This window comes from Paeniglutamicibacter quisquiliarum, assembly GCF_019084045.1.
GTDB lineage: Bacteria > Actinomycetota > Actinomycetes > Actinomycetales > Micrococcaceae > Paeniglutamicibacter > Paeniglutamicibacter quisquiliarum.
On sequence record NZ_JAHRED010000002.1, the window covers coordinates 213,673 to 239,967 of the forward strand.

At 67.7% G+C, this 26,295-nt stretch carries 21 protein-coding genes; 16 read left to right on the top strand and 5 right to left on the bottom strand.

All coding sequences use genetic code 11. The annotated features are described in order from the left end of the window. Positions 1 to 141 precede the first annotated feature (141 nt). Both KRR55_RS20620 and KRR55_RS04600 read right to left on the bottom strand, forming a co-directional pair. Entirely contained in the window at positions 142 to 897 is a 756-nt protein-coding gene (locus KRR55_RS20620; protein ID WP_217387884.1) for a GNAT family N-acetyltransferase, read from the bottom strand. Next, positions 894 to 2,915 (bottom strand): M3 family metallopeptidase, encoded by a 2,022-nt coding sequence (locus tag KRR55_RS04600; protein ID WP_217387885.1) that lies wholly within the window; start codon positions 2,913 to 2,915, stop codon positions 894 to 896. The genes KRR55_RS20620 and KRR55_RS04600 overlap by 4 nt, the downstream gene beginning before the upstream one ends. Positions 2,916 to 2,994: 79 nt before the next feature. On the opposite strand from KRR55_RS04600, the gene KRR55_RS04605 reads away from it, so the two are divergent. From KRR55_RS04605 to KRR55_RS04650, 10 genes are all read left to right on the top strand, one after another. Next, the gene (locus KRR55_RS04605) at positions 2,995 to 4,251 is read left to right on the top strand and encodes a CapA family protein (RefSeq protein ID WP_254455843.1); all 1,257 of its coding nucleotides are present in this window, start codon (positions 2,995 to 2,997) and stop codon (positions 4,249 to 4,251) included. A 143-nt stretch (positions 4,252 to 4,394) separates the two neighbouring features. Next, positions 4,395 to 5,066 carry a pyridoxal 5'-phosphate synthase glutaminase subunit PdxT gene (gene pdxT, locus KRR55_RS04610; protein ID WP_217387886.1) on the top strand — a complete coding sequence of 224 codons (672 nt, stop codon included), beginning with the start codon at positions 4,395 to 4,397 and terminating at the stop codon, positions 5,064 to 5,066. Positions 5,067 to 5,068: 2 nt separating this feature from the next. Next, entirely contained in the window at positions 5,069 to 5,824 is a 756-nt protein-coding gene (locus KRR55_RS04615; RefSeq protein ID WP_217387887.1) for a YebC/PmpR family DNA-binding transcriptional regulator, read from the top strand. A 9-nt stretch (positions 5,825 to 5,833) separates the two neighbouring features. Then, on the top strand, positions 5,834 to 6,442 hold the full coding sequence (ruvC, locus tag KRR55_RS04620) for a crossover junction endodeoxyribonuclease RuvC (RefSeq protein ID WP_217387888.1): 609 nt from the start codon (positions 5,834 to 5,836) through the stop codon (positions 6,440 to 6,442). Positions 6,443 to 6,565: 123 nt separating this feature from the next. Next, on the top strand, positions 6,566 to 7,186 hold the full coding sequence (gene ruvA, locus KRR55_RS04625; protein ID WP_217387889.1) for a Holliday junction branch migration protein RuvA: 621 nt from the start codon (positions 6,566 to 6,568) through the stop codon (positions 7,184 to 7,186). 9 nt (positions 7,187 to 7,195) lie between these two features. Beyond that, positions 7,196 to 8,254 (top strand): Holliday junction branch migration DNA helicase RuvB, encoded by a 1,059-nt coding sequence (ruvB, locus tag KRR55_RS04630; protein WP_217387890.1) that lies wholly within the window; start codon positions 7,196 to 7,198, stop codon positions 8,252 to 8,254. Between the two features lie 175 nt (positions 8,255 to 8,429). After that, positions 8,430 to 8,879 carry a preprotein translocase subunit YajC gene (yajC, locus tag KRR55_RS04635; RefSeq protein WP_336245034.1) on the top strand — a complete coding sequence of 150 codons (450 nt, stop codon included), beginning with the start codon at positions 8,430 to 8,432 and terminating at the stop codon, positions 8,877 to 8,879. A gap of 219 nt (positions 8,880 to 9,098) precedes the next feature. Next, positions 9,099 to 10,832 carry a protein translocase subunit SecD gene (secD, locus tag KRR55_RS04640; RefSeq protein ID WP_217387891.1) on the top strand — a complete coding sequence of 578 codons (1,734 nt, stop codon included), beginning with the start codon at positions 9,099 to 9,101 and terminating at the stop codon, positions 10,830 to 10,832. Continuing rightward, the gene (gene secF / locus KRR55_RS04645) at positions 10,825 to 11,808 is read left to right on the top strand and encodes a protein translocase subunit SecF (RefSeq protein ID WP_217387892.1); all 984 of its coding nucleotides are present in this window, start codon (positions 10,825 to 10,827) and stop codon (positions 11,806 to 11,808) included. Before secD ends, secF begins: the two co-directional genes overlap by 8 nt. Before the next feature lie 241 nt (positions 11,809 to 12,049). Then, positions 12,050 to 14,341, top strand: coding sequence for a RelA/SpoT family protein (locus KRR55_RS04650; protein WP_217387893.1), 2,292 nt, complete (start codon positions 12,050 to 12,052; stop codon positions 14,339 to 14,341). Positions 14,342 to 14,368: 27 nt separating this feature from the next. Here KRR55_RS04650 and KRR55_RS04655 read toward each other — a convergent pair whose 3' ends face one another. Together KRR55_RS04655 and KRR55_RS04660 are read right to left on the bottom strand one after the other, a co-directional pair. After that, complete coding sequence (locus tag KRR55_RS04655) at positions 14,369 to 15,031, bottom strand: type IV toxin-antitoxin system AbiEi family antitoxin (protein WP_217387894.1); 663 nt, start codon at positions 15,029 to 15,031, stop codon at positions 14,369 to 14,371. 171 nt (positions 15,032 to 15,202) lie between these two features. Continuing rightward, on the bottom strand, positions 15,203 to 16,828 hold the full coding sequence (locus KRR55_RS04660) for a DUF349 domain-containing protein (protein ID WP_336245035.1): 1,626 nt from the start codon (positions 16,826 to 16,828) through the stop codon (positions 15,203 to 15,205). 263 nt (positions 16,829 to 17,091) lie between these two features. On the opposite strand from KRR55_RS04660, the gene hisS reads away from it, so the two are divergent. The 4 genes from hisS to KRR55_RS04680 all read left to right on the top strand — a co-directional run bounded on the left by hisS (position 17,092) and on the right by KRR55_RS04680 (position 21,883). Next, positions 17,092 to 18,429 (top strand): histidine--tRNA ligase, encoded by a 1,338-nt coding sequence (gene hisS, locus KRR55_RS04665; RefSeq protein ID WP_217387895.1) that lies wholly within the window; start codon positions 17,092 to 17,094, stop codon positions 18,427 to 18,429. 208 nt (positions 18,430 to 18,637) lie between these two features. Beyond that, the gene (aspS, locus tag KRR55_RS04670) at positions 18,638 to 20,440 is read left to right on the top strand and encodes an aspartate--tRNA ligase (protein ID WP_217387896.1); all 1,803 of its coding nucleotides are present in this window, start codon (positions 18,638 to 18,640) and stop codon (positions 20,438 to 20,440) included. Between the two features lie 428 nt (positions 20,441 to 20,868). Beyond that, positions 20,869 to 21,195, top strand: coding sequence for a PadR family transcriptional regulator (locus KRR55_RS04675; RefSeq protein ID WP_217387897.1), 327 nt, complete (start codon positions 20,869 to 20,871; stop codon positions 21,193 to 21,195). Positions 21,196 to 21,271: 76 nt separating this feature from the next. After that, a complete protein-coding gene (locus KRR55_RS04680) occupies positions 21,272 to 21,883 on the top strand; it encodes a hypothetical protein (RefSeq protein ID WP_217387898.1) in 612 nt (203 codons plus the stop codon). Between the two features lie 26 nt (positions 21,884 to 21,909). Here KRR55_RS04680 and dtd read toward each other — a convergent pair whose 3' ends face one another. Continuing rightward, a complete protein-coding gene (dtd, locus tag KRR55_RS04685) occupies positions 21,910 to 22,350 on the bottom strand; it encodes a D-aminoacyl-tRNA deacylase (RefSeq protein ID WP_217387899.1) in 441 nt (146 codons plus the stop codon). A 352-nt stretch (positions 22,351 to 22,702) separates the two neighbouring features. Here dtd and KRR55_RS04690 point away from each other — a divergent pair, with 352 nt between their 5' ends. Beyond that, on the top strand, positions 22,703 to 24,217 hold the full coding sequence (locus tag KRR55_RS04690) for an HNH endonuclease signature motif containing protein (protein ID WP_217387900.1): 1,515 nt from the start codon (positions 22,703 to 22,705) through the stop codon (positions 24,215 to 24,217). Between the two features lie 263 nt (positions 24,218 to 24,480). Continuing rightward, positions 24,481 to 26,133, top strand: coding sequence for a replication-associated recombination protein A (locus tag KRR55_RS04695; RefSeq protein WP_418888825.1), 1,653 nt, complete (start codon positions 24,481 to 24,483; stop codon positions 26,131 to 26,133). Positions 26,134 to 26,295: the final 162 nt, after the last annotated feature.

A 26,295-nucleotide genomic window follows, 5' to 3' on the forward strand; every position in this document is an offset into this window, starting at 1 on the left:
TTGCGGCAGCCCATCGGCGCATTGGCCTTGTCACCGAGCAGACGTCTCTGAGCCCCGCCGCTGCGCTACACGAAGAACGACTCCGGGTCCATGTGTTACGCCTGGAGCCGTTCTTCGTGTACCACTTGTCGAGGCTGGATGTCAGCGCAGCACGAGGTGCCGTCCGCGGCCGAGCAGGCGCATGCCGTTGGCCTCAAAGAACGGTGCCGAGCGCGGGGAAGCGGCGGCGATTAGTTCGATGTTTGATTCTTCGTCCAGCCCCAGGGGGTTGACCATGCCGCGGGCCAGCCCGTTGAGCAGGGCCGATCCAATGCCAAGCCGGCGATGCGCACGCGAAACAGCCAAGCCGTGGATGGCCAATTGGCCGCCGAATGCCTGCTGGGCAAAGGCGCGGCCCACCAGATCACCCTCGAGGGTGCGGGCTGTGGCCTGTTCTACACGGCGCAACGCCGGGTGTCCGGCGCTAAGACCCGCGGTGGCCGGATCGCGCCACAGGTTGGCGACCTGGAGTTCCTTCGCATCGGGACCGACGGCCTCGGGGATGTCCGTGCCCAGGCGCACGCGCCCGTCCCAGGGCTCCTCGGGTCCCACCAGTTCCCCGGCATGCCAGGAAATCTGTGCGGCATCGGAGAATCCTGCGGCCTCCAGCGGGCCCGAGGGTGCACCGGAATTGACCCAGGCATCCACCCGGCGTGCACCGAGGCGGGTTCCCTCGGCCAGGCCCGGGCGCAGCCCGGCTTCCTGCGCGTGGGCTGGGAACAGCAATACCAGCCGCGCTCGGGCCGGCTGCCAGGCCCACGAGCACCCGTGGGTGGTGAAGAGCTTCCCGCCCGTGGCAATGGCTACCGCCTGGTGCCAGTGGGAGAGCGCCTCCTGGGCAAAACTAATGGTTGTCACGCTTTGATTTCCTTTGCCAGGCCGCGGCGAAGCAGCAACGGTTCGATCAGTGCCGGACGGCCGCGGAAGACCTCATAGGACTCCAGCGGGTCCCGCGTGTTGCCGCGCGAGAGCAGCTCCGTGCGGAACCTTTCCCCGTTCTCCCGCTTCGGCCCGCCGTTCTCGGTGAACCATTCAACGGTGTCGGCGTCGAGCACCTCGGACCAGATGTAAGAGTAGTACCCGGCCGAGTATCCGCCGTCGAAAATATGCTTGAAGTACCCGGTGCGGTAGCGCGAGGGGACCAGGTCCGGGATCAACCCGGCCTCGGTGAGCGCCCGCTGCTCGAATGCGAGCGGATCCACGACGAGTTCGCCGTCGGTGAGCGAGTGCCAGGCCAGGTCCAGGACGGCGGCGGAGAGGTACTCGGTGGTGGCAAAGCCCTCGCCCCACAGGGCAGCGGCCTCCAGCGCCTCGACCGTCCCGTCGGGCAGCGGTTCCCCGGTGCGGGTGTGTGACGCATAGCCTGGCAGCACCTCGGCGTGCAGGGCCCACATCTCGTTGACCTGCGAGGGGTATTCGACGAAGTCCCGCGGGACGCTGGTGCCGGACAAAGACGGATAGGCGCCATTGGAGAAGAGCCCGTGCAGCGCGTGCCCGAACTCGTGGAAAAGCGTGTTGACCTCGTCCAGGCTCACCAGGGCAGCCTCGCCCGCCGCCGGCTTGGGAATGTTCAGGGTGTTGGTGACCACCGGAAGCTCGACCAGCAGCGACGCTGATTCGCGGATGGAGTTCATCCACGCGCCGCCGGCCTTGGTGGATCGGGCGAAGTAGTCGCCCAGGAACAGGCCGAGTGTCGACCCGTCTTCGTTGAAGACCTCCCAGGTGCGCACGTCAGGGTGGTAGGTCGGCAAGTCGAAGCGTTCGGTGAAGCCCAGACCGTACAGCCGGGTGGCGGCGGCGAACACGCCGCGCTCGATCACCGTATCGAGCTCGAAGTATTCGCGCAGCGCCGCGGTGTCCAGTGCGTGGCGTTCGCGCGCCACAGCCGCCGAGTAATAGGCCCAGTCCCAGGGCTCGATTCGCCCGCCCGAGAGCTTTTCCAGCTCCGCCGCCTCGGCGCGGGCATTCGCCACGGCCGGGGGGATGAGTTCGGCCAGCCGGCGGCGCACCGCGTCCAGGTCGGGGGCGGTGGCCTCCTGCAGCACGACGTCGGCGTGCGTGTTGTGGCCCAGCAGCCGGGCCCGAGTCGAACGCAACGACGCCATCCGGGCCGCCAACTCAAGGGTCCGGTTCTCTCCCTCCAGCCCGCGGTTCACCGAAGCCTCAAAGAGCCGGCGGCGGGAATCGGAACGCACCAAGCGCTCCAGCAAGGGCTGGGAGGTGGGCAGCACCAGAGTCAGCAGGTAGCCGTCGGCGTGGCCGGCGGCCCGGGCTGCATCGGCCACTGAAGCAAGTTCCCCGTCGCTGAGCCCTTCCAGTTCCGCGGCATCGGCGAAGTGCACGGCTGCTTCGTTCATGGCGCCCAGCAGCCTGCGCGAGTATTCGCTGGACAGGTCGGTGATCTCGCTGTTGAGGGCACGCAGCCGTGCCTTGCTTTCGGCATCAAGTTCGGCGCCGGCGGCACGGAAGGTGCGCAGGGTCTCGGAGACCAGCCGGGCATCCTCGCCCGCGAGCCCGGCGGCGTCCAGGGAGGCCAGTCGTGCAAAAAGTTCCTCGTCCAGGTGGATGGCATCCTCGTGCGCCGAGACCAGGGCCTGAAGCTGGGGGTCGATCTCGCGCAACTCATCAGTGCCGTGCGCCGAGTACACCGTCCAGTACGCCATCAGGGCCCGGCGCAGCAGCGCGCCGCTGCGTTCCATGGCCACGAAGGTGTTCTCGAAGGTCGGTGCCTCGGGGTTTTGTGCGATGGCCCGGAGTTCCTCCAGCTGACCGTCCACGCCGTGCCGGACCGCGTCCAGGTAGTGGCGAGCTTCCAGGGCTGAATAATCTGGGAATTCAAACGGCAAGGTGCTTCGCTCAAGCAACGGATTATGCATGCTGTTAACCCTGTCATAAGCCCGCGGTGCTGTCCGTTTCCCGCGCCGCAAGACCCGGGGCAGGGTTAGGCTTTTGGCTATGTCTCATCGATTCGTGCGCGGCACCGTTGTCCGAAGACGCGCAGCCCTGTGCGCGGCGTTGCTGCTCGTCTCCGCGTTGGGTGCCTGCGCCCCCGCGCCGCCTTCGCCGGGGCCCTCCGGAAGCACTGCGGCGACGGCTTCAAGCCTCTCCGCTCCCACCGGACAGCCCGCGCCAACCGAAGCTGCGAGCGCGCCGGGGACCCCAACCAATGCCGCGTCGGCGTCCCCGAAGGACCCTGGCTGCCCGGGGGATGAGTGCATCGAGGTGGCCGTGGCCGGCGACATCCTGCTGCACCCGGCCTTGTGGGACCAGGCGGAGAAGGACGAGAAGGGATCGATGGACTTCGGGCCGCTGCTGGAGGGCATCGAACCGTACCTGGCGGACAGCGACCTGGCGCTGTGCAACCTGGAAACCCCGGTCGCCGCCCCGGGCGGGCCGTTCAAGGGATACCCCATGTTCAGCGTTCCGCCATCGGTCATCCCCGCCCTGAAGGACGTCGGCTACGACGGCTGCACCACCGCCAGCAACCACTCCATGGACGCCGGCGTGCCGGGGGTCAAACGGACCCTGGATGCGCTCGACGAGGCTGGGCTGGTCTCCACCGGTACGTACCGCAGCGCAGCCGAGGCCGCGAAGCCATTGGTGGTTCAGGTCGGCAGCGCGCGGGTGGCCGTCATCGCCGGCACCTTCTCGCTCAACGGGGTGGCAGAGGATGCGCCGTGGCGGGTGGACGACATCGCCAAGGCCTCGCTGGTTTCCCGCGCCAAGGCAGCGCGTGCGGCCGGCGCAGATATCGTGATGGCGGCGCTCCACGACGGGGCCGAGTACAGCAGCGAGCCCACCGCCTCCCAACTGCAGCTGAACCGAGCCCTGGCCGACAGCGGGGAATTCGATTTCATCTACTCCCACCACACCCACTCGGTCCTGCCGATCGAAAAGCGCAAGGGCACCTGGATCGTCTACGGCCTGGGAAACTCGGTGGCCAAGCACGCAACCAGGACCGTGCTGAACCAAGAGGGCCTCACGGTCAAGATGCAATTCGCGCGCACCGGGAAAAGCTGGAGTCCCGGGAAGCTGGTGTGGGCACCGCACATCATGAAGCAGGACCCGCTGCGGTGGTGCGCGCTGCCCGCCGCCGACGGGGAGCCCTGCACCACCGAGCGCCAGGACGCGGCCTCGCTCAAGCGCACCACCGACACCGTGAACTCCATGAACGCACGCACCGATGGCGCGAAAATGTGGTCGTTGCCATAGCCTTAGCCGTCCGACGCGCCGGAGCGAGTCATGAAAATATTGCCTGAAGCCTGCCCGGGTTTACGCTGAGCTGTCCACGCGCTGCATCGCGGCGCGCGCGGCACCAGCAGTCCACAGACAGTCAGAGAAGAAAGTGATCCACGATGGCGCCACGTATTGGGGTTCTTGCCCTTCAAGGGGATGTACGCGAACACTTGGCCGCACTCGATTCGCTGGGCGCGCTGGCGTTGCCGGTGAAGTCCCCGCGCGAGCTGGAAGACCTTGACGGGTTGGTCATCCCCGGCGGCGAGTCAACCGTGATCGACAAGCTCTCGCGCATGTACGGGGTATCCGTGGTGCTCAAGGCCAGGATCGCCGACGGTTTCCCGGTCTACGGGTCGTGTGCCGGCATGATCATGCTGGCCGACACCATCGCAGACCCCACGAAGAACCTCCGGGGCGAACCCCAGCAGAGCTTCGGGGGAATCGACATGGTCGTCAGGCGCAACGCCTTTGGGCGGCAGGTCGACTCCTTCGAGGTGGACCTGGCGATCCGCGGGCTCGAGTCACTTCCCAGCCAGGACCCGGAACGGGCCACGGCACCGGTGCGCGCGGCATTCATCCGCGCGCCGTGGGTCGAAAGCGTGGGCGAGTCGGTGCAGGTACTGGCCAAGATCCCCGCCGAGAACACGCCCTTGAGCGCGGATGGGCTTCGGGTGGATAGAATTGTCGCAGTACGTTCGGGAAATTTGCTGGCGACCTCCTTCCACCCAGAGGTGGGCGGAGAGCGCCGGATCCACGAACTCTTTATTCAAATGATCAGAGGAGACGCGTAAGCATGTCCGGCCACTCCAAATGGGCTACCACGAAACACAAGAAGGCTATCCTCGACAGCAGGCGTGCCAAGTCCTTCGCCAAGCTGATCAAGAACATCGAGGTCGCCGCCCGCGCGGGCGGCGCCGACCTGGCCGGAAACCCGGGCCTTGAGCTTGCGGTATCCAAGGCCAAGAAGACCTCGGTGCCCAGCGACAACATCGATCGCGCCATCAAGCGCGGCGCCGGCCTGACCGGCGAGGTCATCGACTACACCGAGATCCTCTATGAGGCACGCGGCCCGCAGGGTTCGGCGTTGCTCATCGAGTGCCTGACCGACAACAAGAACCGTGCGGCCTCCGAGGTCCGTCTGGGCATCACCCGCAACGGCGGATCGATCGCCGATCCGGGTTCCGTTGCCTACATGTTCACCCGCAAGGGCGTCGTGGGCCTGCCGAAGAACGGCCTGACCGAGGACGACGTGCTGATGGCCGTGCTCGACGCGGGCGCCGACGAGGTCAAGGAAGCCGGGGAATCCTTCGAGATCCACTCCGAGCCCACCGACCTGAGGGCCATCGTAGCGGCGCTCGAGGAAGCCGGCATCGCCTACGAGAGCGATGAGATCGAATTCGTTCCCTCGATGCAGGTGCAGCTGGATGCCGACTCGGCGCGCAAGTTCCTGAAGCTGGCCGACGCACTCGAGGAGCTGGACGACGTCCAGAACGTCTACTCGAATGCCGACATCAGCCCCGAGGTCATGGCGGAACTGGAACAGGACTAGTCCTCTTTCATGGCCTTGAGAGTGGTTGGCGTCGACCCCGGACTGACCCGTTGCGGGCTGGCCGTGGTCGACGTCGAACCCAACCGCCGCGCAACGCTCATCGACGTGCGCGTTGTGGGTACCCCGCCGGGCACGCCGCTGGACCAACGACTGTTGGCCATCGCCGACGGCATCGACGCGTGGCTCGACGAGCACAAACCCGACGTGGTGGCCCTGGAGCGTGTCTTCAGCCAGTTGAACGTCAGCACCGTGATGGGCACCGCCCAGGCCTCGGGCGTTGTCATCGTTGCCGCGGCCCGCCGCAACATCCCGGTGGCGCTGCACACCCCCACCGAGGTCAAGGCTGCCGTGACCGGCTCGGGCGCCGCCAACAAGAACGCCGTGGGCAAGATGGTGGCCAAGATCCTGCGCCTGGACGAGCCGCCCTCTCCCGCCGACGCGGCCGACGCCGCGGCCCTGGCCATCACGCACGGCTGGCGCGGGGCGGCATTCGGCTCCGCCGGTGCCGCCGCCTCCGCCTCGGGATCACGTCCCGCGGGCGGATCCTCGGGCCTGACCCCGGCCCAGCGCGCATGGATCGCCGCCGAGGCGAAGGCCCGTTCCGTCAAGTCCCGATAGCCCGGAAGGCGGAGCCTCCGCGGGAGGTGCCCGCCGAACCTGTAAGCTGTTCGTAGATATATTCGCATGGCTGGCGTGTTCGACGAACTTCCGCGCGGCCCGGTACCACGGAGGAACGCCCACATGATCAGTACGCTGCGAGGAGTGCCGCAACAGGTTAACCTGAACAACGCGGTCATCGAGGTCGGCGGCTTCGGCATGCTGATCCAGGCCACCCCGCAGACCCTGGCCACCTTGCAGGTGGGCCGCGAAGCGCTGGTGCACACCTCCATGGTGGTGCGCGAGGACTCGATGACGCTCTTCGGCTTTGCCAGCGGGGACGAACGCGAGGTCTTCGAGGTTCTCACCGGGGTCTCGGGCATCGGCCCGCGCACCGGGCTGGCGATCCTCTCGGTGCACACCCCGGAGGAGGTCCGCATCGCCGCGAGCACCAAGGACACCAAGGCCTTCACCAAGGTCTCGGGCATCGGGCCCAAGGGCGCCGAGCGCATCGTGCTGGAACTCAACGGCAAGCTCGTCCCCACCGGGGCCCCGGTGCCGGCAGGCAGCCCCCTTGCCGCCAGGTCCTGGGAGCCGCAGGTCCTCGAGGCCCTGACGGGGCTGGGCTGGACGGAAAAGGACGCGGTCAAGGCCCTGGACGCACTGGCCAAGAACGACCCGCAAATTGTTGCAAGCGGCAGCGTGCCGGAAATCCTGCGGGCGGTGCTGCGTTCCCTGGGGCGCGGGAACCGGCCCGGAAACTAGGAGTAGGACATGACCGAAACCGGCGCCCTGACCAATGCCGGCCCCGAGCCCGAGGAACGGGTGCTCGAGGCCGCGCTGCGCCCGAAGAACCTGGACGACTTCGTCGGCCAGGCACGGGTGCGCCAGCAGCTCTCGCTGGTGCTCGAAGCGTCCAAGATCCGGGAACGCACCGCCGACCACGTCCTGCTCTCGGGCCCCCCGGGTCTGGGCAAGACCACGCTGTCGATGATCATTGCCGCCGAGATGAACGCGCCGCTGCGCATCAGCTCCGGCCCGGCCATCCAGCACGCCGGCGACCTGGCCGCCATCCTCTCCTCGCTCACCGAGGGGGAGGTGCTGTTCCTGGACGAAATCCACCGGATGAGCCGCCCGGCCGAGGAAATGCTCTACATGGCCATGGAGGACTTTCGGGTCGACATCATCGTGGGCAAGGGGGCCGGCGCGACGGCGATCCCGCTGGAGCTTCCGCCCTTCACCCTCGTCGGCGCCACCACCCGCGCCGGGCTGCTGCCCGGGCCGCTGCGCGACAGGTTCGGCTTCACCGGCCACCTGGAGTTCTACAGCGTCGAGGAGCTCGAGCTCGTGTTGCGCCGCTCGGCGATGATGCTCTCGCTGAAGGTCAATTCCGCCGCGTTCTATGAAATCGCCTCCCGCTCGCGTGGCACCCCCCGCATCGCCAACCGGCTGCTTCGCCGTGTGCGCGACTGGGCGCTGGTCAACCGGCTCGAAAGCATCGACGCCCGCGCAGCGTCCGCCGCCCTGGACATGTACGAGGTCGATGCCCGCGGACTGGACCGCCTGGACCGCGCGGTGCTCCACGCGCTGTGCACCAAGTTCGGCGGGGGACCGGTGGGCCTGTCCACCCTGGCTATCGCCGTGGGCGAGGAGACCGAGACGGTGGAGACCGTCGCGGAGCCGTTCCTGGTCCGCGAGGGCCTGCTCGGGCGCACCCCGCGCGGCCGCATCGCCACCGCCGAGGCCTGGAACCACCTGGGCCTGCGCATGCCCGCCGATGCCATGTTCGCCGGCCAGGCCAGTCTTGAGCTCGAACCCGACGACGGGGAATAGCCGCCGGTTCACATCCGGCGGCGCCACCGGCCCGGATTCAAAGGACATTCGCAGGCCAAAACGCCTGCGTGGTCGGGGTTTGGCCAGAAACTCCCTATAGTATGGATGAGCCCACCGGCTGCGCAATTGCGATTGCGCGCGCCGTTGACCATGACTTAGAAACAGGTATCCACACGTGACCGAAAACGTTTTGGCCCAAGCCGCTGCCGGCGGACCGGCCCCGTTCGACCCGACCATGTTGATCATGCTTGCCGCCTTCGGCCTGCTGATCTTCATGATGATGCGTGGCCGCAAGAAGGCCGCGAAGGCGCAGGAGGAAATCCGTTCCAACCTCGCCGTTGGCGCCGAGGTAATGACCCAGTTCGGTCTCTTCGGCACCATCTCGAGCATCGACACCGAAGAAAACAAGATCGTCCTCGAAGTTTCCCCCGGCAGCTTCGTCACCGTGCACTCCCAGGTGGTCGCCAAGGTCGTGGCCCCCGAGCAGGCTGCGGCAGTTGAGGTCCCGAACGACGCGTCGTCGCTGACCCCGGAGCCGACCGAAAACACCGAGGCCGCCGAGGCCGAGACCGCGGAGGAGACCCTGCGTCGCCTCAACAACGACGACAAGGGCCCCAAGGCCTAAGCGAACCGGGCCTTCGGGCACCGCTTCCACTCCCAGCAGTGAACGGCGGTCTGTTTACCGCGGGCCACGGGCCCGCGGGTGGGCGAGCCGGCCTCGACCGACCTTCACCAAGCGGCCCGGAGCGGCCAGGTTCCCCTGCGGGGGAGTTGCGGCCGGCTTCGGGTTTTCCGCGGAATCTTCGTCCCCGCCAGGGCGACGGAACAACCAGAAAGCCTCACGATGTCATCTACTGGTCCGATCAAGCAGGCGCGTAAATCCCTGCTGTGGCTCGGCGTGATCTTCCTTATTTCGGCAGCCATCCTCATTACCGGTGTGCTGAGCGGGAAGGCAGCATTTGCCCCCAAGCTTGCCCTCGACCTTGAGGGAGGCACCCAAATGATCCTGGCACCGCGAGTGCAGGGCGGCGCCGCGGCAACGCAGGAGCAGCTGGAACAGGCGGTGGAGATCATCCGCCAGCGCGTGGACGGCACCGGTGTCTCCGAAGCCGAGATCACCACCCAGTCCGGACGCAATGTCGTGGTTTCCATGCCCGGCGTCCCCGACACCCGCACCCGCGAATTGATCCAGGCCTCGGCCAACATGGAGTTCCGCCCGGTCATCCTGGCCGGCCCCTTCACCGCCGTGCCCGCGGACCAGCGCCTGCCGAAGGCCGATTTGCCCAAGCCGTCGGCCGAGCCGGAAAACGGCTCTGACACCAACTGGATCGACGCGGCGCTCTACCAGAAGTTCGAGAAGTACGACTGCCCGACCGAGCTTGGCCAGGGATCCGAGGAAACCCACGACCCGGCCAAGCCGATGATCTCCTGCGACCCGGACATGGGCCAGAAGTACATCCTTGGTCCGGTCGAGGTCCCGGGTGCCGACATCGCCGATGCCTCGTTCGGCATGGTCCGCGGCAACCAGGGCGCAGTCACCGGCCAGTGGGGCGTGAACCTGGAATTCAACAACGAAGGCAAGACGAAGTTCGCCGAGGTCACCCAGCGCCTCACCGCCATGCAGGGCGCGCAGAACCAGTTCGCGATCGTCCTTGACGGCACCGTCATCTCCGCCCCGACGTCGAACGCGGTGATCCCCGACGGGCGAGCCCAGATCACGGGCAACTTCACCGAGCAGACCGCCAAGGCCCTGGCCGACCAGCTGAAGTTCGGCGCGCTGCCGATCAGCTTCGACATCCAGTCCGAGCAGCAGATCTCCGCAACCCTGGGTTCGGACCAGCTGCGCAGCGGCCTGATCGCCGGCCTCATCGGCCTGCTCCTGGTGGCCGTATACTCAATCTTCCAGTACCGCCTCCTCGGCGTGGTGACCATCGTGTCGCTGCTGGTCTCGGGCGTGCTGACCTACCTGGCGCTGGTGCTGCTGGGCTGGTCGATGAACTACCGGCTGTCGCTGGCAGGTGTTGCGGGCCTGATTGTCGCCATCGGCCTGATCGCCGACTCCTTCATCGTGTACTTCGAACGCATCCGCGACGAACTGCGCGATGGGCGCCCGCTGCCCTCCGCCGTGGAAATCGGCTGGAAGCGCGCCAAGCGGACCATCCTTGCGTCCAAGGCCGTGAACATCCTGGCCGCCGTGGTGCTCTACATCGTGGCCGTGGGCAACGTGCGCGGCTTCGCCTTCACCCTGGGCCTGACGGCCGTGGTCGACATCGTCGTGGTATTCCTGCTCACCCACCCGATCCTGCAGCTGCTGGGCAAGACCAAGTTCTTCGGCGAGGGACACCGCTTCTCCGGGCTCGACCCCTCGCTGCTGGGGGCCGTTCCGCTGTACCGCGGCGCCGGACGCGTGCGCAGCTTCAGCACCGAGGCCGAGGCGGCCCGCGGCAAGAAGAACGCCAAGGCTGCATCCGAGGCCGAGCGCCGGCAGACCATTGCCGAACGCCGCAAGGCCGCGACCAGTGTCTCGGCGACCACCCAGCAGGACGATCGCGCCGGTAAGGATTCATCAAATGGCTAATCTCGCAACATGGGGCAACGCGCTCTACACCGGCAAGCGCTCCTACCCGTTCACGGGCAAGCGCAAGCTATGGCTGGGAATCTCCGCCGTTCTGGTCCTGCTCGCCATCCTGGTGCCCATCGTCAAGGGCGGATTCAACCTGGGCATCGAGTTCCGCGGCGGATCCGAGTTCACCATCTCCAAGGTCGAACACACCGACGTGCCCACGGGCGAGGCCGCCGTGGTGGCGATCGCCCCGGAGCACCACCCGCGGGTCACCAACATCGCACCGAACACCATGCGCGTGCAGACCGACAAGCTCACCGACGACCAGACCCTGGACGTCGCGGAAGCGTTGGCCGGCGCCTACGGCGTCACCAAGGCCGAGGTGACCTCGACCTTCGTCGGCCCGACCTGGGGCGCGGACATCTCCAAGCAGGCCCTGATCGGGCTGGCGGTCTTCGTGGTGCTGGTGGCTCTGCTCATGGCGGCCTACTTCCGCACCTGGAAGATGTCCATTGCCGCGATTATCGGACTGCTGCAGGTCGTGGTCATCACCGCAGGGATCTACTCGCTCTCCGGCTTCGAGGTCACCCCCTCGGCGATCATCGGCTTCCTGACCATCCTGAGCTACTCGCTGTACGACACCGTGGTGGTCTTCGACAAGGTCCGGGAGAACACCGCCGGGTTCGAGGGCCAGACCAAGCGCAACTTCGAGGAACTGGTGAACCTGGGCATCAACCAGACCCTGGTGCGTTCCATCAACACCTCGGTGGTGGCGGTGCTGCCGGTCGCCTCTATCCTCTTCATCGGCTCCTACCTGCTCGGTGCCGGAACGCTGAAGGACCTGTCGCTGGCGCTGTTCATCGGCATCATCGTCTCGGCACTCTCCACGCTCTTCGTCCAGGCCCCGCTGTACTCGCTGCTGCGCGACGGGGAGCCGGAGATCGAGAAGCACAACAAGAAGATCGAGGCGAACCGACTGGCCAACGCCTGATCGATGCGCCAGCAGCGCCGTTTGGCGGTGCGTTGGACGGCGGGGACCCGGAGGATGGCTCCGGGGCCCCGCCGTCCTCCTTTGGCCCGGAAGTGCTATAACCTAGCAAGAGGAAGTTGGAGCGGCCTTCGTCCCGGTGGCCCCGCGGGGCGCCCGGCTGCGGGGGCCTGTTTCAACAGCGACGAACTTAGTGCGGCGCCAGCGCCACGGCGACGGACCCCGATCGAGAAGGAGGCACGCGATGGCCGAGAACCACGGTGTCATGATGCCAGGGGCCCCCAATCCCGTACCCAGGCGCGGAACGATCTCCCGGCTGGTCCGCCTGGCCGGTCGCGGGCCCAGCGCACAGCCCCCGACGCTGGAGCCGCTGCTGCGCACGGTGCGCGCGCAGAACCCCAAGGCCGACCTGGACCTGCTGGCCCGCGCCTACGCCGTGGCCGAGCACTGCCACGAGGGCCAGAAGCGCAAGAGCGGGGACCCGTACATCACCCACCCCGTGGCGGTTGCCACGATCCTGGCGGAGATGGGCATGACCGGCGCGATCCTTGCCGCCGCGCTGCTGCACGACACCGTCGAGGACACCGACTACTCCCTGGAGACCCTGACCCGCGAGTTCGGCGAGGAGATCGCCAAGCTGGTCGACGGGGTCACCAAGCTGGACAAGGTGCAGTTCGGGGAGGCCGCGCAGGCCGAAACCGTGCGCAAGATGGTCATCGCCATGTCCAAGGACATCCGCGTGCTGCTGATCAAGCTCGCCGACCGCCTGCACAACGCGCGGACCTGGCGCTACGTCTCCCCGGAGTCCAGTGCCAAGAAGGCGCGCGAGACCCTGGAGATCTTCGCGCCGCTGGCCCACCGGCTGGGCATGAACACCGTCAAGTGGGAGCTGGAGGACCTTTCCTTCGCCGCCCTGCACCCCAAGGTGTACGAGGAGATCGTGCGCATGGTGGGGGAGCGGACCCCGGAGCGGGAGAAGTACCTGACCACGGTGCGGTCCGCGATCGCCGAGGACATCACGGCCGCGCGGCTGCGGGCCACCATCAGCGGCCGGCCCAAGCACTACTATTCGATCTACCAGAAGATGATCGTGCGCGGCAAGGACTTCGACGACATCCACGACCTGATGGGCGTGCGGGTGCTGGTGGACACCGTCAAGGACTGCTACGCGGTGCTGGGGCTGATGCATGCGCGCTGGACCCCGCTGCCCGGGCGCTTCAAGGACTACATCGCGCTGCCCAAGTTCAACCTGTACCAGTCGCTGCACACCACCGTGATCGGACCCGGCGGCAAGCCGGTGGAGATCCAGATCCGCACCCACGACATGCACCAGCGCGCCGAGTACGGCGTGGCGGCGCACTTCAAGTACAAGCACGGCTCCGGCCAGGACGGCCGCAGCGTCGAGGAACAGGACATGGACTGGCTGCGCAGCCTCATGGACTGGCAGAAGGAAACTTCCGACTCCAACGAGTTCCTGGACTCGCTGCGCTACGAGATCAACACTGCCGAGGTCTTCGTCTTCACCCCCAAGGGACAGATCATGTCCCTGCCGGTGGGCGCGACCCCGGTCGACTTCGCCTACTCGGTGCACACCGATGTCGGACACCGCACCATCGGTGCGCGCGTGAACGGCAAGCTGGTGCCGCTGAATTCCGAGCTGCACCACGGGGACATGGTGGAGGTCTTCACCTCCAAGGCCGAAAACGCCGGCCCGTCCCAGGACTGGCAGGGCTTCGTCAAGTCCGCCCGCGCGCGCAACAAGATCCGCCAGTGGTTCACCAAGGAACGCCGCGAGGAAGCCATTGAAAAGGGCAAGGAGCAGCTGACGAAGGCGCTGCGGAAGAACAACCTTCCGCTGCAGAAGCTGATGACCCACGACGTGCTCTCGGCCGTCGCCCAGGAGCTGCGCCACCACGACATCTCCGCGCTCTATGCGGCGGTCGGCGACGGCCACACCTCCGCCCAGAACGTCATCGAGCACCTCACCGCGCTGGTTGGCGGCGAGGCCGGCGGCGTCGAGGAGGTGCTGGAGGAAACCCCGATCTTTGCGGTGCCCAGCCGGAGCGCGGACTCGGATGCCGGGGTCATCGTCCCGGGCGCCGGCGAGGTGCTGGCCAAGCTGGCCCGCTGCTGCACCCCCGTGCCGCCGGACCCGATCCGCGGGTTCGTCACGCGCGGTTCCGGGGTCTCGGTGCACCGCACCGACTGTGTGAACCTCAAGCAGCTCGAACAGCAGCCCGACCGCCTCGTCGAGGTGCAGTGGGCGCCGACCAAGTCCAGCGTCTTCCTGGTGGAGATCCTGGTCGAGGCGCTGGACCGCAAGTCGCTGCTCTCGGATGTGACGCGGGTGCTCTCGGAGAACCACGTGAACATCCTGGCCGCCAGCGTCTCCACCTCGCGCGACCGCGTCGCGTTCTCCCGCTTTGCCTTCGAGATGGGCGACCCGAAGTACCTCAGCCACGTGCTGAACTCGGTGCGGCGGATCGACGGGGTGTACGACGTGTACCGCACCTCCGGCGGGACCCGCCGCTCCTAGCGGGCGGCTCCCGCGAGGTCAGGGACCTCAGGCCGCCGCGGGCTGCTCGCGATCCATCAACCGGGTGATGGCGCCCAGCGCCCGGCGCCGGCCCGGGCGGCGCACCTGGGTGCTGATCTGCTCCAGCATCTGGGGGTAGCCGCAGCGCAGGCGGGCCGAGGAATTGATGGCGGCCAGCACCGGCAGCGATTCGCGCAGTTCGGAATTGAAGGCAATATCCATCGCGGTGCGCAACGGCGAAGTGACGGCGACGCCGCCCACCGTGCAGATCTGCTCCTCGTCCAGCGTCCCCTCGCTCAGACGCAGGATCATCCGCGAGGTCGGTGCGCAGGGGCGGTGGTAGCGCGGCACCACGATGTCCAGCTCGCGCGGCATCGGCGCGCAACCGTAGACCCAGGCCGCCGTGACCTTGCACAGGGCACGGCCGCTGGCGAGCTGCTCCCCGGCCACCGCGGCGGCGACCCGCGCCCGGGTGGCCGAGTTGTCGGGGTGCAGCACCGAGACATAGGCGCCCGGCAGCATCTCCCGCAGCGAGCCGCGCAGCCTCAGCGCCTGCAGCTCGTTGAGCGTGAACGGCTCGTCGACCAGGATGACCTGCGGGCCGCCGCGGCCCGGGGCCGGAGGCCGGGGTGTTCGTTCCGTCGGCCGGTGGCCGGAATCCGGATCGCTCCGGGGGATTGTGCGTTCCATCCCTCCACTTTCACAGGCCCGGGTTCCCGGCGGCAGGGGAGAGGCCGAAATTGTGGATAACCCCCGCTGTGGACGGGGACCGGCCGGGGACGGGATGCAGAGGTTAAACAACACCGGGCGGGTGCGGTTCCGTCGAACCGTACCCGCCCGGTGGGCGTTGCGTGTGTGCCGTTACTGGAAGTCCGCGGAGGACTTCTGCAGGGTCTCGAGCCACAGGCGACGGGCGTCCAGGGCTTCCTGGGCCGCCTTGATCTTGGACTCGACGCCCTTGGCCTTGGCCTTGGCCAGGTCCTCCTCGAGGCCGGCGATGGCGTCCTCAAGCTGCGTCAGCATCGAGTTCGAGCGTGCCTTGGTCTCCGGGTTGGACCGGCGCCACTGCTCGTCCTCGGCCGAACGGACGGCTTCCTCGACCTGGCGCAGCGAGGACTCGACGCGCTGCATGTCGGCACGCGGAACCTTGCCCGCGGCCTCCCAGCGGTCGCGGATCGAGTCCAGCAGCTTCTTGGCCGTTGCCAGGTCCTTGATCGGCAACAGCGCCTTGGCCTCGACCAGCAGCGCCTCCTTGACGATGAGGTTCGCGCCGAACTCCTCGTCGATGGCGGCGTTCGCGGACTGCCGGGCCTCGAAGAAGACGTCCTGCGCGGCGCGGAAACGTGCCCACAGGGCGTCGTCGTCCTTGCGCGAGGCGCGCTTGGAGGCCTTCCACTCGTCCATCAGGCGGCGGTATTCACCGGCGGTCGGTCCCCAGTCGGTGGAGCGCGAGAGTTCCTCGGCGCGGGCGATCAGCGCCTCCTTGGCGGCCTTGGCCTCGGAGTTGGTCGCATCGAGCTGCGAGAAGTACGCGCGGCGGTGGCGGTCGAAGGTGGTGCGTGCCCCGCGGAACCGCTTCCACAGGGAATCCTCGGTGGAACGGCCCAGGCGCACGCCCGACTTCTGCGCGGTCTTCCAGGCGTCGAAGAGGTCGTTCATGCGGTTGCTGCCCTGCTTCCACTGCACGGTCGTCGGGTCCGTGGCGGCCAGCGCCTCGGCCTCGGCGACGATGGCCTCGCGGGCGGCGAGCTCGGTGGCGCGCAGCTCCTCGTTGGCCTTGCGCTCAACGGCTACCAGTTCGGCGACGGCTGCACGGGCGGTCTCGATGCGCGTCTCCAGTGCGGGGATGTCCCCGACCATGGCACGCTCGGCCACCGTGGCGGCCAGGTGGTCCAGGGTCTTGTTCATGTCCGAGCTCGGGGCCTTGGCCGCAACGCGCTGCTCCAGCAGCATGAGCGAGGAGACGACCTCGTCGTGCTTGCGCACGAAGTAGGCCAGGGCCTCCTCGGCGGTGGCATCCGGGTACTGTCCCACGGGGTGCTCGGCACCGTCGATGATCACGAAGACGTGCCCGTCCTCGGAAACGCGGCCGAACTTGGCGGCTTCCTCCGGCGGGGTGGTGAACGTCGGGGGAGCGGCAACGGGGGTGGCGACCTTCGCGGCGTGCTTGCCCGAGGGGCGCGGCGACGGGGCCATGGCGGCAGGGGTCGGCACGGGGTGGGCGGGTGCCGCCGGGGCGGCCTCGGCTTCCGGTGCCGACTCGGCCTTGGCGGGAGCTTCTGCCGCGGGTGCTTCCTCGGCGGGAGCTTCTGCCTCTGGTGCTTCCTGGGCTTCGGCTTCTTCAGCTGCCGGGGCGTCCGTTGCCGGTGCCTCCACTGCCGCTTCCGGCTCGACGGCCGGGGTTGCCTCTACCGTGCTTTCGGTTTGCTGCTCCTCGGCCGCTGCTGCTGGCTGGAGATTGTCGTCGGATTGCTGACTGGTGGTCACCGCTGAAACTCTTTCGCTAGGTTCGGCCCCGGATATGCGCCGGGACACAACTGTCACCGCCACTTTACCCGCCTAGGCCCAAGCCCCGGTACTCCGCCGCCGCAAAACCGTGACGCATTCGCGTCGTTTCGCCCTCGGCGCAGTGACACGCCATTAGACTTGGTTCCCTACGTGCCCGCCGCCGGCGGCCGGGTTCCCCGGAACCGGCGCTGCGCGGGGCGTGGCAACCAACCAGCTTTCCCCTCATTAGGAGTACAGACTTCATGGCACGCAAGGCCTCACTATCCGGCTTCCCCGAATGGCTCCCGCAGGAGCGTGCGGTGGAGCAGCATGTAATGGACACGCTGCGTCGGATCTTCGAGCTGCATGGGTTCGCCAACATCGAGACCCGCGCCGTGGAGACCGTCGGACAGCTGCTGCGCAAGGGTGAAATCGACAAGGAGGTCTACGGGCTTTCCCGCCTGGCCGCCGAGGAATCAGCGAAGAACGACCCCAACGCGCTGGCCCTGCACTTCGACTTGACCGTCCCCTTCGCCCGCTACGTGGTCGAGAACGCCGGACACCTGCCCTTCCCGTTCCGCCGCTACCAGATGCAGAAGGTCTGGCGCGGAGAGCGCCCGCAGGACGGCCGCTTCCGTGAATTCACCCAGGCCGACATCGACGTGGTGGGCGACAGCGAACTGCCCTTCCGTTACGACGTCGAGCTCGCCCTGGTCATCGCCGAGGCGCTTTCGGCCCTGCCCATCGGGGACTTCCGCCTGCGCGTGAACAACCGCAAGCTCGCCGAGGGCTTCTACCTGGGCCTGGGACTGGAAGACACCGCCGGCGTGTTGCGCTCCATCGACAAGCTCGAAAAGATCGGTGCGGCCAAGGTCGCCGAGGCACTGAAGAACGAACTCGGCGCCACCGACGAGCAGGCCGCGGCCGCACTCGCGCTGGCCTCCATCTGCACCGCCGACACCTCCTTCGTCCAGCAGGTCCGCGCCCTGGGCGTCACCCACCCGCTGCTCGAGGAGGGCCTGGACGAACTCTCCCAGGTCATCGAGGCAGCCGTGCGCCGCGCCCCGGGCAAGGTCGTCGCCGACCTGTCCATCGCCCGCGGCCTGGACTACTACACCGGCACGGTCTACGAGACGGTGCTGGTGGGCCACGAGTCCCTGGGCTCGATCTGCTCGGGCGGCCGCTACGAGTCGCTGGCCTCCACGGGGAAGAAGAACTACCCGGGCGTGGGCCTGTCCATCGGGGTGACCCGCCTGGTCTCGCGGATGCTCGCCGAGGAAACCGCCACCGCCGCGCGCACCGTTCCCTCCGCGGTCCTGGTGACCCTGGCCAACGACGACTCCTGGAACGAGGCGCAGGACGTCGCCGCCGCCCTGCGCGCCCGCGGCATCGCCTGCGAGGTGGCCGCCAAGGCGGAGAAGTTCGGCAAGCAGATCAAGTACGCCGACAAGCGGGGCATCCCCTTCGTCTGGTTCACCGCCGAGGATGGAACCCACGAGGTCAAGGACATCCGCAGCGGCGAGCAAACCACCGCGGATCCGGCCTCCTGGATGCCCGCGGACGCCGACCTGTCCAACCTGGTCACTGCCGCCCGCCCCTAGCCCGGAGACGCGCAACGGGACCTGCCCCTGGCGGCGCCGGCGTGAGTCAGCGCACACCGATGCGGGTTCCGGTGCCGCCGGCACGACAGTGCCGGTAAACTCGCACTTAGATTCTTCCCTTTCCGCACCCGAGGCACACACCCGCCGCCGGCGTCACGCAGCCTTCGGAACACCTGCGGAAACAAGCACCCTTGTAGAAAGGAATGCAGTGCTACGCACTCATCAGCTCGGCACCTTGACCGCCGAGCACATCGGAGAAACCGTCACCCTCACCGGTTGGGTGGCCCGCCGCCGCGACCACGGCGGGGTCGCCTTCCTTGACCTGCGCGACGCCTCGGGCATCGCCCAGGTCGTGGTGCGCGAGGAGGAAGTCTTCCACCCGCTGCGCAACGAATTCGTGCTGCAGATCACCGGCAAGGTCGAGCGCCGCCCCGAGGGCAACGAAAACCCCGCCCTGGCCACCGGGCAGATCGAGGTCATCGCCGAATCCGTCGTCGTGCTGAACACCTCCGCGCCGCTGCCCTTCCAGATCGACGAGCACGTCGAGGTCGGCGAGGAGGCGCGCCTGCGCCACCGCTACCTCGACCTGCGCCGCCCCACCCCGAGCCGCAACATCCGCCTGCGCTCCGAGGCCAACCGCATCGCCCGCAACCTGCTGCACGACGACGGCTTCGTCGAAATCGAGACCCCGACGCTGACCCGCTCCACCCCGGAGGGTGCCCGCGACTTCCTGGTCCCGGCGCGCCTGGCTCCGGGTTCCTGGTACGCGCTGCCGCAGTCCCCGCAGCTGTTCAAGCAGCTGCTGCAGGTCGGCGGCTTCGAGAAGTACTACCAGATCGCCCGCTGCTACCGCGACGAGGACTTCCGTGCGGACCGCCAGCCGGAGTTCACCCAGCTGGACATCGAGGCGTCGTTCGTCGAGCAGGATGACATCATCGCGCTCGGCGAGTCGCTGGTGAAGGCCCTCTGGAAGCTGATCGACGTCGAGATCCCGACCCCGATCGCCCGCATCACCTACCACGAGGCCATGGCCAAGTACGGCTCGGACAAGCCGGACCTGCGCTTCGGCCTCGAGCTGACCGACATGACCGAGTTCTTCAAGGACACCGAGTTCGGCGTCTTCAAGGCGCCGCACGTCGGTGCCGTGGTCATGCCGGGAGGCGCCTCCCAGCCCCGCCGCACCCTGGACGGCTGGCAGGAATTCGCCAAGCAGCGCGGGCACAAGGGCCTTGCCTACGTGCTCTACAAGGAGGACGGCGAGCTGGCCGGCCCGGTCGCCAAGAACCTGACCGACACCGAGCGCGCCGGCCTGGCCGAGGCCACCGGCGCCAAGCCCGGGGACTGCATCTTCTTCGCCGCCGGCCCCAAGACCGAGGCGCGCGCCCTGCTGGGCGCCGCCCGCGTGGAAATCGGCCACCGCACCGGACTGATCAAGGACGGCGACTGGGCCTTCGTGTGGGTCGTCGACGCCCCGATGTTCGAGCCGGCCGCCGCGGCCGTTGCCTCGGGCGACGTGGCCGTGGGTACCGGCGCCTGGACCGCCGTGCACCACGCGTTCACCTCCCCGAAGCCCGAGTTCATGGACACCTTCGACACGGATCCGGAAAACGCGCTGGCCTACGCCTACGACATCGTGTGCAACGGCAACGAAATCGGTGGCGGCTCGATCCGTATCCACCAGGCCGATCTGCAGCAGCGCGTGTTCAAGATGATGGGCATCGACGAGGAAGCCGCGCAGGAGAAGTTCGGCTTCCTGCTCGAGGGCTTCAAGTACGGCGCGCCTCCCCACGGAGGAATCGCGCTGGGCTGGGACCGCGTGCTGCAGCTGCTCACCGGTTCCGATTCGATCCGCGACGTCATCGCCTTCCCGAAGACCGGCGGCGGATTCGACCCGCTGACCAGTGCCCCGGCGCCGATCACGGCCCAGCAGCGCAAGGAGGCCGGCGTCGACTCGAAGCCGGAGGCCAAGAAGGCCGAGACCAACGAGCCCGCCAAGGTCGAGGCGAAGTAGTCACGCACCGCCCATAGGCGGTTGCCCGGGGGCGTCCACCATCATGGTGGGCGCCCCCTTGCCTGTCTGCCGGGAATCCGTCGGGGGAGTGGCGGGGCCGACGGCGAGGGCCGGGTGCCGGTGGGGATTTCTGCCCGTGTGTTCCCCGGTTCGTGGTGCCCGGTGCGACGGGGGAATGCCGCGTGGTCGGCGGGGCGCACCCGACACGGGAAAGCCGGTGGGGAAAACCCGTGCAAATGGTGGACAACGTTAGTAGTGTTAGTTATCTAGATAAATTTTTGACTTAGTCCGATTTTTGCCGGCGTGCGTCACCAGCGCACCTCGCCCCCACAGAAAGGCCACGACATGGACCCCCTGTTCCCGCGGGTATCCGGCCACTTCGCCCCGGCACAACGTACCGAGGCCTGCCTTCTGGCGGGGGAGGGGGCATGCTGAGCGGCGGCAAGGAGTTTCCGGGAGCCTGGCAGCGCGCCCTGCTCCCGCTGAGCCTGCTCGACGCACTGGAGGCGGGCCCCAACCACGGTTATGCGCTGGCGCAGATGCTCGAGGCGCGGGGATTCTCGCCCGTCAAGGGCTCCACGCTCTACCCGGCGCTGGTCAAGCTCGAGGCCGCGGGGCTCATGGACAGCATCTGGGAAGACGGCGACGGGGCACCCGGCCGGAAGGTCTACACGCTCACCGGCACCGGTCGCGGGCACCTGGCCTCCCAGCGCGAGCTCTGGGCCTTCTTCCAGGACGCGGTGCTGCGCCAATGACAACTTTCGCGAACGCCGATGCCACATTGCCGCGTGGTTCTGTGCGGCGGGACCTGCAAACCGCTGGAGGACAACCATGAGCCGGAACGCACGCGGGACCACCGCCTGGGACGACGAACTGCGGAACTGGCCGGAGGGCCAGCGGGAGTGGGCGGAACTGGCGGCGGCCTCCATGCTTTTCGCCGATGCGGCGCAGGACGACATCGGCCCGGCCCTGGCCGAGCTGCGTCAAACCGTTTCGGCCAGCGGCCAAACCCCGACGGAACTGTTCGGGGAACCCGTGCACTACGGGCGCATCCGGCGCAGGCCGTCGCGGCGCTGCGCGAGGCACGGGAACATCGCCGTCTCTCCGGCACGCAAGACCACATCGCCCAGGATTTCGGGAACGTCGAGCTGTTCGCCGCGCAACTTGCCCCCCGGCACCCGTAGTTCGATCAAGCGCGGCGTGGTGCTGCGCCGGGCCGGCACCAGCCTTCTCATTGGGGGCTTCGGCGTGGGCCTTCTCGCTGAACTCCTCGAGGGACCCGTCACCGCGTGGCTCATCATCCGCGGTGCCATGTGGCTGTGCCTTGCGGCCTGGATCCTCTGGTCCTGGCTGCCCAAGCGGATCGACGCCGACACGGCAGGGGCCAGACGAGGCCGCGTGGCAGATGCCCGCGCGCTATCGGCCCAACAGTCGGAGGACTGACCAAGGAACCGGTGACGGGGCCGCGCTCAGCCCGGAAGATCGGCGGTGTCGACGATGAGCGTGTACGGACCGGAGTTCACCAACGACACCTCCATCATCGCGCCGAACACGCCGGACTCGACGTGGGCGCCGAGCGCGCGAAGCTGTTCCATGAACTCCTCGTACAACGGCTCGCTCACCGCGCCGGGGGCCGCGGCCGTCCATCCGGGACGCCGTCCCTTGCGCACATCCCCGTAGAGCGTGAATTGGCTGATCACCAGGAGCGGGGCACCGAGGTCCTCGCACGACTTCTCGCCCTCCAGCATCCGCAACCGCCACACCTTGGCCGCCAGCTTGGCCGCCAACGCCGGGGTGTCGCCGTACGTCACGCCCAGCAACACCACCAGGCCGGGGCCGTCGATCTTCCCGACGACCGAACCCTCCACCTCGACAGAGGCCCGGGAAACCACTTGCAACACAGCCTTCATGCATCCACCTTCACATCGTGGTCCAACGCCGCGGCGTCCTTCGCCGCCCACGAGCCGCCGGACGTAGCGAGCCTACCGTTTTGCGCACCGGCGGACACATTCGGGACCACGCGGGCGGACTGCGCCCACTTCTCCGCACAGATAGCCCCATCGCGGGGCAAGCGAGGCCCGGGAAGCGGACACTGGTGGACATGGGCACCCCACTTTTCGCGCCACCGACGGCGCACCGGAGCGCCGCGGAGCTTGGCCGGACAATGGCCGCCGCGGCACTTGCCCTGTCCGAAGCCATCGACGGGCTGGGACAGGTGCCGCTTGACGCCGCGCCCATCGGACCACCGCCTATGGCCAGCTCGTGGTCACCCGGCGTGCCGAGGCCGCCGAAATCCATCGGCTGGATCCCGTACTTGCCCAGAAGATCGACGAGCTCGTGGCCCACCCGGAGGAACTGGCCAATGGCACCTCCGGCATTCCGCCGGAGCAACTGCGCCCCGGGATGGCACCGCACCGCAATATCCTGGCCTACATGCAGGCGCACCTGCATATTTCCAGTGGCGATGGCCGCCGCCGCATCACCGGTGCGAAGCTCCTGGTCGCCTCGACCGGATCCGCGGACGACAACGGCGAAACCCCGGCGGCACCCAGCTACCCGATCCTGGCACGGGCCGCGGCCGACGGCAGCGCTGACGTCGGCAACCTCGCTTCGGTCGCTGGGCGCCTGGAATCCATGCAGCCGCGCATCAGTTCCAGGCCCGACGCGGGCAAGGTCAACAACGCCATCGAGGAATCCCTGGTCCATGAGGCACGCAACGGCGAGCCAAAAATGTGCGGCAAGGCCCTGCAGGACTGGGGCAGCTTCCTGGCGGAGAACGGCACCCCCATCAGCGACGAGGAAATCCGTGCCAAGCGCGGCTTCTTCTACCAAGGCTTCCGCGACGGCAGCGACGAGTACCTGCTGCGCTGCGACCCGATGGACTCCGAGGTGATCCTCGCCTTCGGCGAGGCCTGGACCAACCCCCGCTCGCTCAAGTCCCCGCCGTTCTCGGCCTCAACCAACCCGGACCTGCCAGCGTCCGGCCCGGAAGAAGCCGTCCCGGATATCGAGGACGTTTCGGCCTCGGGCACACCAACCTTCTCCCCGGCCGGCGCACCGGCACCGGAGTGGGCCAGGCCCGCCGGTGTTGCAGCCGAGGGCATGCCGCTGAGCGAACTGGCCTGCGGACTTCCGCCCGAGGGCTCGGGGCTCGCAGGATTATTGGCCCAGGACCCGCGCACTAGCCCGCAACGGCTGCTCGATGCCCTGGTTGCTGCATGTTCCGGGGCGTTGAACGGAACCGGCATCAGCGAAACCGGCGGCATGCGGGTCAAGATCGGGGTGCTGATCGGCTACCGCAGCTTGCTGGGTCAATGCGAAGATGCGGGATTGACCGCCCACAACCGCCCCGTCTCCGCGGCCAACATCAGAAGGTTCGCCTGCAATGGCGACATCCTGCCGGCAGTCATGGGAGAAAAGGGGGAAGTCCTTGATCTCGGCCGAGAGGTCCGCGGGTTCTCCAAGGCCCAGCGCAAAGCCATCGCCATTCGGGATCGCGGGTGCATCGTTCCGGGCTGCACCCGCCCGGCCTCAACTTCCGAATGCCACCACGTCATACCCTGGCTCGAGGGTGGCGAAACGAGCGTGGAAAATTCTGCCCTACTGTGCGAATACCACCACATCCAAGTACACGCGGGACTTATCACGCTGAAATCTATCGATGGCGTGCCCTATGTCATTGCGATCGACGGACAACCTCGCGGTGCGCCGCAGCGAAACCTCTATTGGCACCCCGAGCTTCGCACCATCGGGTTTACGGCGCCCCTGTTCGATTAGGTTCGCTGCCGACCCAAGACGGCAGACCGCCGATTGTGCACGGCCAAGTTCCCGGGTGCTGTCTCCCCGCCGGTGGGGTCACCCCCATGCCTCACCGCCGTGCGTGATGCGGCAGCACCCGGACCACCCCCGGCAGCGAGCAACCACGATTCCACTAGCCGACGTGGGGGAATCCACCGTCCCAGCAGGTTCCACGGCACGGTCAAGCGAAGGCGGAAGATGTTCCGGATTCGGCGACGGCAATGCTGAACTAGGCTGGTGGAGTGAACGATCTGCTCAGTGCCTTGGGTGACGACGAGGAAAACGACGAAGAACAGGTGCGCCCGCGCGCGCCCCTGGCCGTGCGCATGCGCCCCCGCTCGGTCGAGGAACTCGTCGGCCAGCAACACCTGCTCAAGGCGGGCTCGCCGCTGAGGCAACTTGCAGGAATCGCCGGACCCGGCCCGTCCGGCCCCTCAAGCATCATTCTCTGGGGACCACCCGGCACCGGGAAAACAACCATTGCCCACGTGATCGCCCGTGCCCCGGGCCGCCGCTTCGTCGAGCTCAGCGCAATCACCGCCGGAGTCAAGGACGTTCGCCGCGTCATGGACCAGGCACTGGAGGACCGCGATTTGCGTGGCTTCACCACCGTCTTGTTCCTGGACGAAATCCACCGCTTCAACAAGGCCCAACAGGACGCACTGCTGCCCGGCGTGGAAAACCGCTGGGTGGTGCTGGTCGCCGCCACGACGGAGAACCCGTCCTTCTCCGTCGTCTCTCCCTTGCTGTCGCGTTCGCTGCTGCTGACGCTCCGCCCCTTGGAAGAGGGCGACATTGCCGCGCTCATCACCCGCGCCCTGGCCGACGTGCGCGGGTTCAACGACGAGCTGGTCCTGGACCCGATGGCTCTTGACCATCTGGTGCGCATGGCCGGGGGAGACGCCCGCCGTGCGCTGACGGCACTGGAGGCCGCCGCGGGTGTGGCGTGGAGCGCGGCCGAATCACATGGACTCCTGGCGCGCCGCACAGCGCAGAAGGCGGACGCCACCTCCGACGACGACGATTCCGACGAGCAGTCCGAGCACGGCCCGGCAGGCAAGCAACCAGAAGAACCCCTGGAAGCCGGCCCCTCGGCTGCCCTCGAAACTGGCGGCAGCGACGGCGAAGGCAACGGGGAGACAAGCGCGAACGAGCCTCCGGCTTCCGTCGAAGCTGTCGCGGCGGACGGGAACCCTGACCAGAAGAACACACCGGATGCCGCGGGACTGAACCCCTCGGGCCAGATTGTCATCACCATCGAACACACCGAACGTGCCATGGACGCCGCGGTGCAGCGCTACGACAAGGCCGGTGACCAGCACTACGACATCATCAGTGCGTTCATCAAGTCGGTCCGCGGTTCCGACGTTGACGCCGCACTGCATTACCTGGCAAAAATGCTGGAGGCCGGGGAAGATCCCCGTTTCATCGCCCGGCGCATCATGATCAGCGCATCGGAGGACATTGGCATGGCCGACCCCACCGCCCTGCAGACGGCGGTCGCCGCGGCCCAGGCCGTGCAACTCATTGGCATGCCCGAGGCGCGGCTCATCCTGGGGCACGCCGTCGTACACCTTGCCACGGCGCCCAAGTCCAACGCCGCCTACAACGCCATCAACGCCGCCGTGGCGGACGTCAGGGCCGGACGCGGCAGGGGAGTGCCCATGCATTTGCGCGACGCCCACTACGCCGGCGCCCAGCAACTGGGCCACGGCAAGGGCTACCAGTATTCCCACGACGCCCCGCATTCGGTGGCCACCCAGCAATATGCACCGGATGACTTGTTGGGCGTCGACTACTACAAGCCCACCGCCAACGGGGCCGAGAGGTCCATCGGCGAACGCGTTGAGCGCATCCGCGGAATCATCCGGGCCAAGGACCGCCGGACCAGATAGACCCAGGGGGGGGCAATGGGCATATCTCACACACCCAACAATCAGCGGGCGTGAACGTTGGGTTTCGCGGCGGTGGTAGGATTGATCCTTGGCTGGCAAGCTGTCCAACCGCAAACCATCGGAAACCTCGGTCTCGGATGGTGCGCAACGTGGCAGTTGTAG